Source organism: Oxalobacteraceae bacterium OTU3CAMAD1, assembly GCA_024123915.1.
Classification (GTDB): Bacteria; Pseudomonadota; Gammaproteobacteria; order Burkholderiales; family Burkholderiaceae_D; genus Rugamonas.
In genome coordinates this window covers 2,680,817-2,696,388 of the sequence record CP099650.1, presented here as the reverse complement: position 1 = coordinate 2,696,388, position 15,572 = coordinate 2,680,817, and the positions used below count along the sequence as shown (strand labels likewise).

Annotated in this window: 15 protein-coding genes; 6 read left to right on the top strand and 9 right to left on the bottom strand. The window is 64.5% G+C overall.

The genetic code is table 11. The annotated features are described in order from the left end of the window. The first annotated feature begins 220 nt into the window (after positions 1–220). Complete coding sequence (locus NHH88_11610) at positions 221–955, top strand: response regulator transcription factor (protein USX16390.1); 735 nt, start codon at positions 221–223, stop codon at positions 953–955. After that, on the top strand, positions 955–2,232 hold the full coding sequence (locus NHH88_11605; GenBank protein ID USX16389.1) for an ATP-binding protein: 1,278 nt from the start codon (positions 955–957) through the stop codon (positions 2,230–2,232). Before NHH88_11610 ends, NHH88_11605 begins: the two co-directional genes overlap by 1 nt. A 153-nt stretch (positions 2,233–2,385) precedes the next feature. Here NHH88_11605 and sppA read toward each other — a convergent pair whose 3' ends face one another. The 3 genes from sppA to NHH88_11590 form a co-directional block, all read right to left on the bottom strand. Further along, entirely contained in the window at positions 2,386–4,260 is a 1,875-nt protein-coding gene (gene sppA, locus NHH88_11600) for a signal peptide peptidase SppA (GenBank protein ID USX16388.1), read from the bottom strand. Between the two features lie 32 nt (positions 4,261–4,292). Next, the gene (locus NHH88_11595; GenBank protein ID USX16387.1) at positions 4,293–5,756 is read right to left on the bottom strand and encodes a sodium:solute symporter; all 1,464 of its coding nucleotides are present in this window, start codon (positions 5,754–5,756) and stop codon (positions 4,293–4,295) included. Between the two features lie 89 nt (positions 5,757–5,845). Next, entirely contained in the window at positions 5,846–6,628 is a 783-nt protein-coding gene (locus NHH88_11590) for a DeoR/GlpR family DNA-binding transcription regulator (GenBank protein USX16386.1), read from the bottom strand. Positions 6,629–6,789: 161 nt separating this feature from the next. Between NHH88_11590 and NHH88_11585 the strand changes: the two genes are divergently transcribed. Next, positions 6,790–7,344 carry a sugar O-acetyltransferase gene (locus NHH88_11585; GenBank protein USX16385.1) on the top strand — a complete coding sequence of 185 codons (555 nt, stop codon included), beginning with the start codon at positions 6,790–6,792 and terminating at the stop codon, positions 7,342–7,344. Between the two features lie 13 nt (positions 7,345–7,357). On the opposite strand, the gene NHH88_11580 is transcribed toward NHH88_11585, so the two are convergent. Beyond that, complete coding sequence (locus NHH88_11580; GenBank protein USX16384.1) at positions 7,358–8,992, bottom strand: ATP-binding domain-containing protein; 1,635 nt, start codon at positions 8,990–8,992, stop codon at positions 7,358–7,360. A gap of 94 nt (positions 8,993–9,086) precedes the next feature. On the opposite strand from NHH88_11580, the gene NHH88_11575 reads away from it, so the two are divergent. From NHH88_11575 to NHH88_11565, 3 genes are all read left to right on the top strand, one after another. Then, a complete protein-coding gene (locus tag NHH88_11575; protein USX16383.1) occupies positions 9,087–9,296 on the top strand; it encodes a DUF3820 family protein in 210 nt (69 codons plus the stop codon). A gap of 88 nt (positions 9,297–9,384) precedes the next feature. After that, positions 9,385–10,413 carry a M4 family metallopeptidase gene (locus NHH88_11570; protein USX16382.1) on the top strand — a complete coding sequence of 343 codons (1,029 nt, stop codon included), beginning with the start codon at positions 9,385–9,387 and terminating at the stop codon, positions 10,411–10,413. A gap of 11 nt (positions 10,414–10,424) precedes the next feature. Continuing rightward, on the top strand, positions 10,425–10,730 hold the full coding sequence (locus NHH88_11565) for a hypothetical protein (GenBank protein ID USX16381.1): 306 nt from the start codon (positions 10,425–10,427) through the stop codon (positions 10,728–10,730). Here NHH88_11565 and NHH88_11560 read toward each other — a convergent pair. The 5 genes from NHH88_11560 to NHH88_11540 form a co-directional block, all read right to left on the bottom strand. Beyond that, positions 10,705–11,112, bottom strand: coding sequence for a DNA-binding protein (locus NHH88_11560; protein USX16380.1), 408 nt, complete (start codon positions 11,110–11,112; stop codon positions 10,705–10,707). The genes NHH88_11565 and NHH88_11560 overlap by 26 nt on opposite strands. After that, on the bottom strand, positions 11,112–11,477 hold the full coding sequence (locus NHH88_11555; protein ID USX16379.1) for a glutaredoxin: 366 nt from the start codon (positions 11,475–11,477) through the stop codon (positions 11,112–11,114). The genes NHH88_11560 and NHH88_11555 overlap by 1 nt, the downstream gene beginning before the upstream one ends. Before the next feature lie 182 nt (positions 11,478–11,659). Continuing rightward, positions 11,660–12,241: a YSC84-related protein gene (locus NHH88_11550; protein USX16378.1), complete on the bottom strand. Its 582-nt coding sequence runs from the start codon at positions 12,239–12,241 to the stop codon at positions 11,660–11,662. Between the two features lie 112 nt (positions 12,242–12,353). Continuing rightward, the gene (locus NHH88_11545; GenBank protein USX16377.1) at positions 12,354–14,525 is read right to left on the bottom strand and encodes an EAL domain-containing protein; all 2,172 of its coding nucleotides are present in this window, start codon (positions 14,523–14,525) and stop codon (positions 12,354–12,356) included. Next, positions 14,518–15,528, bottom strand: coding sequence for an HDOD domain-containing protein (locus NHH88_11540; GenBank protein USX16376.1), 1,011 nt, complete (start codon positions 15,526–15,528; stop codon positions 14,518–14,520). Before NHH88_11540 ends, NHH88_11545 begins: the two co-directional genes overlap by 8 nt. Between the last annotated feature and the right edge of the window lie 44 nt (positions 15,529–15,572).

The window sequence follows — 15,572 nt, the reverse complement described above, 5'->3', positions numbered from 1 at the left end:
GCATATGCACCCTGCCCTGTCAGTGGCCCGCAACCTCGGGTTACAAACTCGCTACAAAACACCGCGTTTCCCCACGGGGCGTTAATCCTGCTTTACATTTCTTTACGGATTTGACATTCCAGCGACACGCGTTAACGTCAGACTGCCCCTTTGAATCCCGCAACCGGGCGGCCGCCGCACGTCCTTGTGAAGCCGCGCGCCTGTCCGTAGAATGAACCGCATGAATACGACAAACGACCGCATACTACTGGTGGAGGACGATCCCCGCCTGGCCGAGATGCTCACCGAATACCTGAGCCAATCCGGCTTCCGCGTCACGCACGCGCCCAATGGCCGCACGGCCGTCGGCCACATCGCCACCGGGGAGGTCGACGCCGTGGTGCTCGACCTGATGCTGCCCGACATGGACGGCCTGGAGGTCTGCCGCCAGGCGCGCGCCGTCTCGGACGTGCCGGTGCTGATGCTGACCGCGCGCGGCGACGCCATCGACCGCATCGTCGGCCTGGAAATGGGCGCCGACGACTACCTGCCCAAGCCTTTCGAGCCGCGCGAGCTGCTGGCGCGCCTGCGCGCCATCCTGCGCCGGCGCGTCGACCTGGGGCATCTCGACAGCGCGCGCCGGGGCGCGGGAGAGCTCGCGCGCGGCGAATTCCTGCGCTTCGGCCGGCTGGAGATCGATCCCGATTCGCATTCCGCCAGGATCGACGGCGTGCCCTGCGAGCTGACCGCCTACCAGTTCGACCTGCTGCTGGTGCTGGCGCGCCACGCCGGCCGCGTGCTCTCGCGCGACAGCCTGATGGAACTGCTCAAGGGCGAGCCGATCGAAGCGTTCGACCGCTCCATCGACGTCCACATGTCGCGCATCCGCGCCGCCGTCGAGGACGACCCTAAAAAGCCGCGCCGCATCATCACCGTGCGCGGCGCCGGCTACCTGTTCGCCAAGGTGCAGGATTGATGAAGCGCCCGAATTTCGGCATACGTATTGGCCTGCCACGCCTGTATTTCCGCTTCTATGCCGCGATACTGGTCATCCTGCTGCTGTTTTCGCTGGCCGTGATGCAGGTGTGGAGCCGCAGCGGCGGGCCGCTGGAACGCTCCAACGTGACGCTGTCGCGCGTGATGCAGAACGTGCTGGCGCCGCCGGACGCGCCGCGCGAGGAACAACAGGCGGCGCTGGAGAACGTGGCCCGGGGCCTGAACGCGCACATGACGCTCTATACCCGCGACTGGAAGACGCTGGCGGTGGTCGGCGACCAGATCCCGTCGCGCCACTGGCGCCAGCGCGGCATCACCGGCCCGCCTCCCGAATCGTTTGTGCGGCTGCCCGACGGACGCAAGCTGCTGTCGAGCGAGCCGCTGGGCTTCGCCCGGCCCAAGGCGATGTTAAACAACGCGCTGATGCTGCTGGCGGTGGGACTGGGCATCGCCGCCTTTCCCCTGGTGCGCGGGCTGACCAAGCGGCTCGAGCGCCTGCAGCACGGCGTCGACTTGCTGGGCGCGGGCGACCTGAAGGCGCGCGTGCAGGTCGAGGGCAAAGACGAGGTGGCGCGGCTGGCGCTGAGCTTCAACCGCGCCGCCGACCAGATCGAGCAACTGGTCGGCGCGCACAAGACGCTGCTGGCCAACGCCTCGCACGAGTTGCGCACGCCGCTGGCGCGCATCCGCCTGGCGCTGGAGTTGATCAAGGACGGCGTCGACGCCAAGCGCCGCGCCGGCCTGGAACAAGATATCGCCGAACTCAATGAGCTGCTGGACGAGATCCTGCTAGCCAGCCGGCTGGGGGCCGTGGTCGACGACACCACCTTGGAGGAAATCGACCTGCTGGCGCTGGCGGCGGAGGAATGTGCGCGTTACGACGAAGCGGTGCTCGATGGTGAATCGGCCGTGATGCAGGGCGATCCACGCCTGCTAAGGCGTTTGTTGCGCAATTTGCTGGAGAACGCGCACCGGCACGGCAAGCCGCCGGCGAACGTGAGCATCGCCAATGACGGCGGCACGGCCAGGCTGACGGTGTGGGATGACGGACCGGGCGTGCCGGAGGCGGAATTCGAGCGAGTGTTCGAGCCGTTTTATCGCCGTCGCAATACGCGGGACAACAGTGGCGCGGGATTGGGATTGGCGTTGGTGCGGCAGATCGCGCGTCGCCATGGCGGCGAGGCGCGTTGCGTGTTGATGGACGATGGCCGCAGCAGTTTTGAGATCACGTTGCCGTTGATGTCAGGCGCCGCGTAAAACACCATGGAAACCAACGAACCACCGGAAACACGTAGGGCGGATTAGCGTAGCGTAATCGGCCATGCATGCGTCAACGCGGCGCATGCATGGCCGATTACGGCGTTCCGCCTAATCCGCCCTACGTGTCTTCCGAACGGCTCGACTCGATACTTACGGCGACTCGCACAGGCAATGCGTGATCGCGGTGAACGGCTTGCGCGACGCCGTCAGCTCCGACAACCAACCCAAATCCTTGGCGATGCCGTTTGCCGCGCTTGGCGGCAAACCGGTGCTGGCGGCCACGCCCAGGTTCACCTGCTGGCTGATGGCCTTGGCCACCGCCTGCGCCGCCGAACCGCCCAGCATATCGACAATGCGATCGAACTTGCTGGTTTCGCGCTCGATATACACCACGCGGAAATCCCCGCCAAGGCTGGCGCGCTTGGCGGCCGACTTCAACGCATCGTTGTAGCTGCCCAGCGTATCGACCAACCCACGTTCCTTGGCCTGGGCGCCGGTCCATACACGGCCCTGCGCCACCGCGTCGATTTTCTCCGGCGTCGTCTTGCGCGCCTTGGCCGCGCGGGTCGTGAACTCGGCGTAGATGTGGTTGATGCTGCCCTGGATGACCTGCGCGAAGCGCGGATCGAGCGGACGCAATGGATTGCCGGCGTCGCCCAGCCAGGTGGTCGGCTGGCCGGCGGTGTGGATGCCCAGTTTATCGATCACCTTGTCGGCGGTCGGCAGGATCGCGAACACGCCGATCGAGCCGGTGATCGTGTTCGGATCGGCGATCACCTCGTCGGACGCCATCGACATCCAGTAACCGCCGGAAGCGGCCACGTTACCCATCGAGACCACCACCGGCTTGCCGGCGGCGCGCGTCAGTTCCAGCTCGCGGCGGATCAACTCCGAGGCGAAGGCGCTGCCGCCGGGCGAATCGACACGCAGCACGATGGCCTTGATGCCGTTGTCCTCGCGCGCGGCGCGTATCAGTTTGGAGGTCGAATCGCCGCCGATGGAACCCGGACCGGCGGTGCCGTCGCTGATCTCGCCCTGTGCCACGATCACGCCGACGGCGTCGCCGGTCAGCTTGTGCGGCGCGCGCGCCAGGTATTCGTCGAAGCCGACCTGGCGGAAGCTCTTGCCTTCCAGGTCCAGCGCGCCGCGCTTGATCATCATCTGGCGGATTTCATCGCGGGTTTTCAGGCCGTCGACCAGCTTGGCCGACAGCGACAGCTTGGCCAGGTCGCCATTGACCGCGACCACCTGGGCCGGCAGGTCGTTGATGGTCTTCATGATCTGACCCTGCGGCAGCTTGCGCGCCTTCTCGACGTCGTTGGTGTAAGACGTCCACAGCGCGTTGTTCAGATACGATTCCGCTTCGCTGGCCGCCTGCGACGGACCGTTGGCGACATACGGCTCGCCGAAGCTCTTGTAGGTGCCCACGCGCAGCAGGTTGACCGTCACGCCGACTTTATCGAGGGCGTCGCGGTAGTAGTTGCGATAGCGGCCGAAGCCCTCCATCAGCACCATGCCCATCGGGTGCATATACACCTCGTTGGCGTGGGAGGCCAGCAGATACTGGCGCTGGTCGTAGCTGGAACCCCAGGCCACCACCGGCTTGCCGGACGCCTTGAAGCGGTCCAGCGCCGCCGCCACTTCGCGCAGCATGGCTTGGCCGCCGCCCTCCATTTCGTCGGTCAGCAGCACGGCGGCGCCGATCGATGGGTCCTTGGCGGCCGTGTCGAGCACCGCCAGCACGTCGCGCAGCTGGATCATCTTCAGCGTTTCGCCGCCGCGCGCGCTGGTGACCAGCGCCTCGCGCGCGCTGACGCTGGACTGTTCGACCAATTGGCCCTTCAGTTCCAGCACCAGGGTGGTCTTCGGCTGCAGCGGTTTGAAGCCGCCGCCGAAGATGGCATAACCCAGCGCGATCAGCAACGCCAGGAACAACAGGTTCAGGATCGTTCGGCGGCCGGCGTCGAGCGCCCGCCAGAAGAAAGCGAAGCCGCTACGAATGTAGGAAAACGGTGATCGGGCCATTGATACTCCAAGTGATTGCGTAATTTACAAGATCATACTGCATGCGGCCTGCGCTGTCCCGGTACCGAAATAAGGAGCAAGCCCCCAAACACCAGCAAACCGTTCATGATAAGCAATTCCAAGCCCAAACGATAGTTACCAAATAGTAATTTTTGATTGACGTCGACGACATAACAGAGCGCGGGACCGGCCAGCGCCACCAGCGGCACCCAGCGGTCGCGCACCGCGCGGCGCGTCAAAATCCCAAAGGCGAACAGGCCGAGCAACGGGCCATAGGTATAGCCGGTCAGCTTGAGCACAAGCCCCACCATGCTGGCATTGTCTATCCATTTGAACATCAGCACCAGCAGCAGGAACAGCGCGCAGAAGCCGAGATGGACGCGATGACGCAATCGTACCTTGGACGCCTCGGTCAGATCGGTGCGGCGCTGCACGCCAAGAATGTCGATGCAGAAGGTCGACGTCAGCGCCGTCATCGCGCCGTCCGCGCTGGGGAACAGCGCCGAGACCAGGCCAATGAAGAAGATCAGCTGCAGCGCCGCCGGCATGTGGCCCATCACCACCGCCGGGAAGATCTTGTCGCCGCTGGCCGTCAGGCCCACCGTCGGCGCATACAGGTACAGCAGGCCGCCGAGGAACATGAACAGCACCAGCACTGCCGACAGGATCACCGTCAGCATCAGCATGTTCTTTTGCGAGTCGCGCAAGGTCTTGACGGAGATATTCTTCTGCATGATCTCCTGGTCCATGCCGGTCATCGCCAGCACGATGAAGAAGCCGGCCAGCACCTGCTTCCAGAAATAGGCGGGACTGTCGACCGAGGTGGTGACCACGTTCGTCAGGCCCTGCGCCTGCATGCGGGCCAGGCTTTCGGGCAAGCTCAGGTTCATGTCGTGCAGCAGCCAGCCGACGCAGATCACCAGTCCCAGCACCATGCCGGTGGTTTGCAAGGTATCGGTCCAGACGATGGTCTTGACGCCGCCCTCGTAGGTGTAGAGCAAGATCATGCCCAGGATCACCAAGGTGGTCAGCCAGAACGGTACGCCCATGTTGTCGAGGATGGTGATTTGCAGGATGTTGACGACCAGGTAGAGCCGCGCGGACGCGCTCAAGGTGCGCGACAGGATGAAAAACGCGGCGCCGCTCTGGTAGGAGCGCTGGCCAAGCCGGACATCGAGGTAGTGGTAGATCGAGGTCAGCTTGAGGCGGTAGTACAGCGGCAGCAGGATGTAGGCGACGGCGATGTAGCCGAGCACGTAGCCAAGGATCACTTGCAGATAGCCGAAGCCGTCGCGACCGACCGCGCCCGGCACGCTGACGAAGGTGACGCCGCTCAGGGTGGTGCCGACCATGCCGAACGCGACCAGCATCCAGTTGCTGCTTTTGTTACCGATGAAGAAGCTGTCGTTGGTGGCGTTGCGGGAGGTGCGCCAGGCAACCACCAGCAGCAAGGCGAAATAGGCGAAAACCAGGCAAAACAGCGTGACAGCAGACATAGGGGTTATCCAGCGACAAGTAATTCAAATCGCCGCCAATATACACCCCAGCCCGGCCCCGCGTGCCGGAAGTCATTGAGGCGAGCGATTCACGCCGCTTCCCACGGCGCGGCCTTGGATACAACGGCGTCCGCTTCCAGCAGCGGCTGGAGCGCGGCGTCGCTCACGTCATGCTCGAGAATGAAACTGCTGATGCCGTTGATGTGCGCCACGCGGAACGGCGCGTTCGTGCCCAGCTTTTCGTTGGTGGCCAGCACCGTGATACGGGCGCTGGCGGCGACCAGCGCCCGCTTGAACTGCGCGTCGGCCGGGTCGAAGGCGCTGACGCCGGTCGGCGCGGCGACCGCGCACGCGCCGAGGAACAACCGGTCGATATTCATGCCCGACACCGTGGCGATGGCGGCGGCGTCGACGCTGCCGCCCAGCGCCGGCGCGACCACGCCGCCGACCAGGATCAGCCGCAAATCTGTGCGCTTGAGCACGGCGGCGGCGATGTCGATGGAATTGGTGGCCACGGTCAAGTCCAGGCCGTCTTTTAGAAACTCGGGGATGAGCAGGTTGGTGCTGCCGCAGTCGAGAAAAATCAGTTGTCCTGGCTCGATCGTGGCGGCAGCCGCGCGCGCCAATGCTGCTTTCTGACGCTGCGCGGTTTGTTTTCTGACGGCGATGGGTTGTGACGCCGCCGAGGTCGGCATGGCGCCGCCGTAGATGCGCTGGCACAGCCCTTCGGCCGCCAGCGCCCTCAGGTCGCGCCGCACGGCGTCCTCGGAGACGGCGAATTCGGCCGCCAGCAATGCGGCGGAGACCGTTTGGCCGTCGGCAAGACGCTGGGCGATGACGGCGCGGCGTTCAAGGGGAAGGATAGCATTCATGCGCCATGATAACACGCACAAACGTGCACAAACAATCGACAATCGTCGCCTTGCAAAACTCCGATCGTGCGTAAACCCGTTGCATTATCGATGGGATCGGCGTATCTTTCCAATCCACGTTAGTGCACGTTCATGCATGTTTATGCATAAAGGACATCAAATTGGAACAAACGCAAAAACAGAAAATGCTGACAGGGGAGTTCTACAACGCCGCCGACGCCGAGATTCAGGCCGATCAAGCGGCCGCGCGCGACTGGATGGAACGCTACAACCGCAGCGTCGGCTTGACCCCAGACCAGCACCGTCAACTGCTGGTCGAGCGCCTCGGCGGCGTCGGCGAAGGCGTGGTTATCCGCCCGCCCTTCCATTTCGACTACGGTTACAACATCAAGGTCGGCAACGGTGTGTTCTTGAACTTTAACTGCGTGATCCTGGACGTGGTGCAGGTCGAGATCGGCGACATGACGCAGATCGGTCCCGGCGTGCAAATCCTCACCGCCGACCACCCGCGCGATCCGGCGCTGCGGGCGCAAGGGCTGGAGTTTGGGCGTCCGATCCGCATCGGCCGCAATGTGTGGATAGGCGCGGGCGCGCTGATCATGCCGGGCGTAACCATCGGCGACGACGCGCTGATCGGCGCCGGCAGCGTGGTCACGCGCGACGTGGCGCCGGGCGTGACGGTGATGGGCAATCCGGCGCGGCCGCGCTCCGCTTGAGCGCGGGTCGTGCTCACATCCGGTCGAGCAACTGCTGTTCGGCGCGCTCGCTGAGGACCAGCACCAGCTTCAGCCTGGCGCGCGTCATGCCCACGAACAGCTTGCGCAGCACGCGGTCATCGATCTCGGCGAAATCGATTTCGGTAAAAATCACCGCCGGCGCCGATTGGCCCTTGAAGCGGTACACCGACTCGGCCAGCAAGCCGCCTTCCCGGTACTCTGGGTTGCCGAACAGGTCATACACGCCGGTGAACGACTTCAAGGTATGGGCGTCGCTCAGCTTGTCCAGGTTGAGGATGGCCGACTTCTCTCTTCCGCGAAACGAGGCGATGGCGATGTCCTGGCGCGCGAAGCCCGCGCCCAGGCACAAGGTGACGGCCTTGCGGGTTTGCGTCAGCATCGCCTCGGTATCGCCTTCCGGGTACATCAACTCCTCGATATCGGCGCCCTTGAACGGGCTGCCCGCCTCCACCGGCGAGGCGGTCGCGCCGATCGAGGCGAGCATGTCGACGATCTGGCGCGGGCTGCGGTAGTTGGTGTTCGAATGCAGCGTGACCCAGCCCGGCAGCGGCACCATCGCGCGGCCATACAGGTTTTGGTTCGGGTCCTCGAGCCAGATCGCCCGGCCGTCGTCCTTGAGCATGCGCAGCAGGATGTCGCGCCAGGCCGGCGAAAAATCCTGGCCCTCGTCGACGATCACCACGTCGTAACGCCACTCCTCTGGCAGCGGCGAGACGGTCATCTTCGCCTCGATCTCTTCCCACACGCCGGGCGCGCCGTACTCGGGCACCTGGTCCTGCGCGCGCATGAAGGCGTCGCTGAGCATGTGGAAACTGGCGACCTTGCCACCGGGCGGCACCAGGCGTTCGATATGGTCGGCCAGCGGCCGGTTGTAGCAAACGTACAGCGGCGACAGGCCGGCATCGATGGCGGCGGAATATTCGGCCAGCGCCAGCTGGGTCTTGCCGCTGCCGGCCGTGCCCACCACGTGCAGGCGGAACGGTGTAAATTCCAGCCGCCGCGCCCAGGTCGCCAGGCCGCCGGATAGCCGCGCGACCATCTGCGCGGCGTTGCCGATCATCGAGCTGGGATCCGGGCGCAGGCTCAGCATGTTGCCGAGGAAGCGCGTGACCTTGTCGAATTGCTCGCCGGGCTTGGGATCGGTGATGGGCAGGATTTCGCGGATCACCTGCGCCAGGCGGTCCTTGCTGGTGGCGTCGATGATGTGGCGCGGATCGATGCCCGCCAGATTCGCGTTGCGCACGGTGTAGTCGGGGCAGTACAGCAGGTAATCGATGGACAGCTCGCTGCCGAAGCGTTCGGTCAAGCCCTTGATCGAACGCATGATATGGTTGGCCACCTTGCGCGGCTTGCCCTCGTAGTTGCGTACCAGCCCATCCTTCGTTTCGTTGAGAAAGCCGGACTTCTGCTCGATCAACAGCATTCTCCCATTCGGCGCAACGATAATGAAATCGATCTCGCCATATGCCGAGAAGCCGTTTTCGACGTTGGTCCAATGGACGCCGTGATAGATGCGATAGGCAGCGCTGGCGAGGGTGGATTCGAGATAGGTCAGCGTCTCGATCTCGCGGGCGGCGGTGCCGGTGACGGCCATCTCTTGCCAGCCGGTAGGATGAAGATGAGCCATGAAGTGTGGGCGGGGCCGCCTGTAGTCGAAAAAAACATTGTAAGGCAGATGCGTGATTTATGATGGCGGGCCTGAACTATCCACACTATCCTCCATGAATTCAGAAAAGCTCGCCCTGCTGCTGACGCGTGAAATGCCTTACGGTAAATATAAGGGGCGCAAGATCGCCGACTTGCCCGGCCATTACCTCGGCTGGTTCGCGCGCGAGGGTTTTCCGTCCGGCGAACTGGGGGCATTGATCGCATTGATGTACGAGCTCGACCACAACGATTTGCGCGCCCTGCTCGATCCGCTGCGGCGATGAAATTATCGCCTCACAGTTTGCAATAGGTGACATCGGACAATTTAGATTCCGTGTATAAAGTCACTTATCGCTAACAGAGGAGAACACCATGGCGCCCAACCAATATCGCTGCACCTGTTTCATCATCTCATCGAAAATGCTGCGCCTGCTGGCCGACGAGACGAGCGATGAACACGAACGTTGCGTGCTCTTGGACCAGGCCGAGCTGTCGGCACATTTGCGCGGCCAGCGGTCGGTCTCGCCGCCGACGACGGCCTTCGGCATCACCGCCACCGGCGAGAAACGCCGCACCGTCTACGACGCCAAGAACAAGACCACCCTGCCCGGCAAGCTGGTGCGCGGCGAAGGCGCCAAGGCCGGCAACGACGCGACCGCCAATCAGGCCTACGACGGCGCCGGCGTCACCTACGATTTTTTGTTCGAGGTGTTGAAGCGTAATTCGATCGACGACAAGGGTGTGCGGCTCGACTCGACCGTCCACTATCAGAAGAATTTCAACAACGCTTTTTGGAACGGCCAGCAAATGGTCTACGGCGACGGCGACGGCAAACTGTTCATGGGTTTTACCACCGCCATCGACGTCATCGCCCACGAACTGACCCACGGCCTGACGCAGAACGCCGTGCCCGGCGGCTTGGTCTACGACGACCAGAGCGGCGCGCTCAACGAGTCCATCTCCGACGTGTTCGGCTGCATGGTCAAGCAGTGGAAGCTCAAGCAGAGCAGCGCCCAGGCCGACTGGCTGATCGGCGCCGGCATCATGGGGCCGACCGTCGGCAAGGCCTTGCGTTCGATGGCCGATCCGGGCAACAAGGAACTTACGTGGTCCGGCGATGACCAACCCAAGACGATGGCCGGCTATATCGAAGACGGCGACGTCCATACCAACTCGGGCATTCCCAACCACGCCTTCTACGCGACCTGCATCGCGCTCAAGGGCAATTCCTGGGACAAGGCCGGGCCGATCTGGTACAAGTCGCTGTCCCTGCTGACGTCCAACGCCACCTTCTCCGACATGGCCAGGGCGACGATGCAGTCCGCCGAACTGTTGTACGGGGCCGATTCGAAGGAACAGCACGCGGTGCAGGCCGCGTGGAAGCTGGTCGGCGTGATTTGAAAGGAAGCACGATGCGTATGACATTGCGATGTACAGGCGGCTTCGCCGGACCGGCCGGCGCGCAGACGCGCACCATCGATCTGGCGCAGCTGCCGCATGAACAGGCCGAGCAACTGCAGCAGCTGGTGCAGTCTTGCGACTTTTTCGCATTGCCGGACAAGCTGGTCAAGAGCCAGCCGAAGTCCTGGGACTTCCAGTACGACCTGGAGGTCGACGAGGGCCAGCACGCCCACACCGTGCGCTACCATCTGGACGCGGTGCCGGAGCAGCTGCGGGCGTTGACCGAGAAGATCAACGACGAGGTCGATCCGGACTGATCTTCAGTTCCGGGTAGCCGGTGAGCGGGTCGAATTCGCGCGTGAAACGCCGCTCCGGCAGCAAGGCCAACAGCAGTTCGGCGGTGGTACGCACCACGCAGCCGGGCGCCACATGGCCGCCAAGCACCTGCCCGCGCGCGTCGGACACCGACATGTGCAGATGGGCGCCGTCCGGCGCGATCGAGCCGGACAAGGTCAGGATTTCCAGATCGCCGTGCAGCGCCGTCGCGTGCGGCTGTCCGGCATAGCGCAATTGCGCGACGCTCAGGCTGCCGATGCCTTGCAGCACGAAGCCGGCCTGGTGGCCGCTGGCCAGCAAGGCGGCGACCACCGCGCCGCGCACGTCGTCGCCGGGCTGCAGGCGTAGCGGCAAGCTCAGCATCAAGCCACCATGGTCGCGAACTCGCCGCTCTTGATGAGACGTTGCAGGTCGGTGGCGCCGCCGATCAGCACGCCCTTGACGAAGATCATCGGGAAGGTCGGCCAGCCGGTCCACATCTTTAACGCCGTGCGCGGGCGCCATTCGGAGAAGTAGTTGCCGTAGCTGAGGTATTTATAGGGCGTGCCGTTGGCGTCGAGGATCTGGCGGGCTTTGCGCGGGAAGGGATTGAGTCCCATGCCGACCACGACGACGCTGTTGGCGGCGATGGCGGCCTGGACTTCGGCGACGAGGTCGCGGCGGTAGTCGCTGATGGGTGCGCGGATGGCGGGATGGATGTGGGCTTCGTCCAGGATGTTACGGCTCATCGTGTTCCTCGTGATCATGAAAACCGCAAGCGTAGCCGGTACGGGCTCGGCAGGCCAGCACTTTTAGCGTCATTTGAAATGTCGTCTAAAACACGTAGGGCGGATTAGCGAAGCGTAATCGGCCATGCATGCGTCATCGACGGCGCATACATGGCCGATTACGGCGTTCCGCCTAATCCGCCCTACAGCGCCAGCTTGGTGACCTTGGTGCCTTCCAGACTCAGGTTGGCCATCAACCCGGCGTTGGTCAGCACCAGCGCCTGCACCGGGCCGGTCGCGGTGGTGGTGTCGATCTCGCCGTTGGCGCCCACCTTGAGCAGCGCCACCGAGCCATCCACACCCGCCGTCCAGCCTTTGCTATTGCGGAATTTATCCAGCGCTTCCCGGGTCATGAACAGCATCACCACCGCCTTCGACTGCGCGCCGGCCTGGAAACCCACCGACACCGACGTCATGCTGTAATAGTCGGCCGTCTGGCCACCCGTGCGCAGCACGCCGCGCCCATATTCGCCACCCACCACCAACCCCGCCGCCAGCACGCGCGGGAAGACCAGCACGCCGTTCGCCTTGCGCACCAGCTCGCGCGAGCCCTTGACCTCCTTGTACAGCCGCTCCAGGGTGTCATAGGAGCCGCGTTCGATCTCCGTCTTGACGGCGGCCGGATCGGACTTGGCGTCGGTGGTGGTGGTGGTGCATCCGCCCAGGGCCAGGCCGGCGAAAGCGATGGCGGCGGTGGCGCGCATCAGAAATGTACGTTTTTGCATAGAAGTCTCCTGAAAAATATCGAGTGAGCCAGCTTGCCAAAATAGCAGTCCGATTTTGGCACCTTTATTGAAAACGCGCCAACTCGCCTTGTCTCAGGTGCGCGACAGTGGCCTAGACCCGCGTGCCGAACGCCAAGCGCTTGCCTTCGCGCAACATCGCGGCGAATTCCACCGCCGGCACCGGCTGGCTGAACAGGTAGCCCTGCAACTGGTCGCAACCCAGCTCGCGCAGGAAACTCATCTGCTCGACGGTTTCCACGCCCTCGGCGACGATCTCCTGGCGCAATTGCTGCGCCATCGTCACTATCGCGCGCGCGATGGCGCAATCGTTTTCTTCATACGGCAAACCGACCACGAACGAGCGGTCGATCTTCAGGGTGCTGATCGGGAATTTCTTCAAGTAGGCCAGGCTGGAATAGCCGGTGCCGAAGTCGTCCAGCGCCAGCGACATGCCCATCGCCACCAGCTCGTTCATGATGGCGATGACGTTGTCGGTGCCGCGCACCAGCAGGCTCTCGGTGATTTCCAGATTGATCTGGTCCGGCTGCACGCCGTAACGCTCCAGCACCGCCGCGATGCGCTGCGGCAGCTGGCTGTCGAACTGCCGCGCCGACAGGTTGACCGCCACCGGCGGCATGATCAGGTTGTCCTCGCGCCATTCGCTGATCTGGCGGCAGGCCTGCTCCAGCACCCAGGTGCCGAGGTCGAGTATCAGCCCGGTCTCCTCGGCCACGGGAATGAACACGCCCGGCGAGACCAGTCCGCGCACCGGATGGCGCCAGCGCAGCAGCGCCTCGGCGCCGACAATGCGGCCGCTGCGCAGGCTCACCTTCGGCTGGTAGTACAGCAGCAGCTCGTCGTTGATGAGCGCCTGGCGCAGCTCGCTCTCGAGCCGCAAATGCTCCTTGGCGCGCTGGTTCATCTCCTCGCTGTAGAACAGGAAGTCGGCCTCGATATTCTGCGCCGCCTTGTTCATGGCGACGTCGGCGTAACGGATCAAGGTCGGCACATCGGTGGCGTCCTCGGTGTAGACGGTGATGCCGATGTGCGCGCCCACCTGCAGGCTGTGGGCGGCGATCTGGATCGGCGCCGTCAGCGCGGACAGCAGCTTTTGCGCGACGATGGCGGCGTGTTCGCGTTTTTCGATGTGCAGCAGCGCGACGGCGAACTTGTGGCCGTCGAGCCGCGCCAGCACGTCGGCCTCGCGCAGCACGGACCGGAACATGCGGCCGATCTCGCACAGCAGCTCATTGCCGATGTCGCTGCCGAGCGTGTCGCTGATGGCGCCGACGCGGGTGATCTCGACCACCAGCATCGCGCCGTGCTCTTGCGAGCGGCGGTTCTCGGTCAGCGCTTGGCCGACCAGCTGCGTCAGCAGGCACAGATTGGGCAGGCCGGTCAGCGGATCGTAGTTGGCCATGCGCTGCATGCGCGCCTGCGCGTCCTTGTGCTCGCTGATGTCGGAGAACAGCGAGAACGTATGGCTGATCTTGCCGCGCCCGTCGCGCACCACGCTGATCGTCACCGATTGCGGGAACAGCTCGCCGTTCTTGCGTTTGCCGATAATCTCGCCGCGCCACGGTCCCGCGCCCTGCATCGCCGCGCGCACCTTGGCGCGGAACTCGGCGTCGTGCACGCCGGAGCGCAGCAGGTCCGGCGTCTTGCCGATCGATTCCTCCGGCGTATAGCCGGTGATGCGGGTAAACGAGGAATTGATCGACACGATGCGTTCGTGGCCGTCGGTGATCAGCACGCCCTGGTCGCTGTCCTCGATGATGCGCGCGTGCAGGTTGATCTTGTCGGCCGCCGACAGCGCCTCGCCCACCCGCGACAGCCTGACCAGCATGCCGACCGGCTCGCCGCTATCGTCATGGCGCAGGAAGATGTGCATTTTGACCCAGATGATCTCGCCGTCTTTCTTGCGGCGCCGCACTTCGGCGGTGGCGCCGGCCTCGCCGCCGGGTTCGCCGCCGCTCTCGAAACCCAGTTCGGCGATGTTGCCGTCGTCATCGTCCTCGGCGTACAGGAACAACACGTGCTGGCCCAGCGCCTCGTCAGCGGCATAGCCGAACATTTGCGCCGCGCCGGGACTCCAGGCCGTCAGGTAACCGGTCAGGTCCAGCTCCAGCACCGCGTGGTCGTCGGCGTCGACCGACGGCGCCATCGCCGCGCGCGCCTCGGCCAGCGCGGCGTCGAGGCTGGCCAGCGTGAGCGCCAGCGCCTCGCCCTGCTCGCTGCGGGCCCGCTGACTCAGCGCCAGACAACGCTCGATCGCGTCAAGCATGGGTTTTACCCGCCTTGCCGGACGCCACCGTCTGCATCCACAGATACGCTTCGGCGGCGACCTGGTTGAAATTGTCCGTGTCGATCTGCAGCGCTTGCAGGCGCTCGGCCAGCGCTGCGTGATCGTCGCGTTCGGCCGCCTCCACCACGCCGAGCAGCTCGCCGAGCTCGCCCTCGTGCGCCAGCAGCGCCTGTTGCACGGCCTCGCTCATCGTCAACGGCTTGAGCACCTCCGGCAGCGACAAGCCGAACAGCACGCCCAGCAGCGAGAACATGCCCACCATGAACGCTTGCTCCTGCTGCGCCTTGCCCAGGCCCGCGTCCCGCGACAGCAATTCCATCGCCCGCGCCCGCACCGCCACGCGCGCGAGCAGCATCGGCGAGCGCTGGTCGCCCTCGCGCGACGAAAACAGCATCAGGTTGAGCCAGCGCCGCAGTTGCGAACGGCCCAGGATCAGGATCGCCTGCGAAAAACTGGTGACGCGGCGGCCGGCGCCCATGCCCAGCGAGTTGACCAGCCGCAGCAGGTGATACGACAAGGTCGGATCCTGGCGCAGCAGCGCTTCGATCTCGTGGGTGTCGGCGTCGGCCGACACCAGTTGCACCAGTTGCAGCGCCAGCGCGCGCGAGGCGACCTGGCTGCCCACCGGCTTGGACGGCGGCGCCAGGAACCATTCGCCCTCGACCCACGCCACGGTGGACGGCAGGGTGCTCACCAGCTCGGCATCGGCGCGGTGCAGCTTCTCGGGGGGCATTTTTTTCCAGCCCGCCTGGTCCAGCAATTGGCCGAGGGCGTCGGTCAGGCCGGCGCGGTAGTAGCAACTCATGCTGCCGCCCGCCACGTCGCGCAGCACCGCGACGATGGCGTCCGGCAGCGCGGGGGGCTGATCGGACTGGTCGGGCTGGTCGAGAACGCCGGCGTCAAACAGCAGCGCGCCGGGATGACCGTTGCGGTCGACCAGCGGGTGCAGGAAAACAGGCGGGATGGCAATCAGGGCGGTCATAAATGATCCAGCAAAAACAGTCAGTTATGCTGCTATGGTACTCC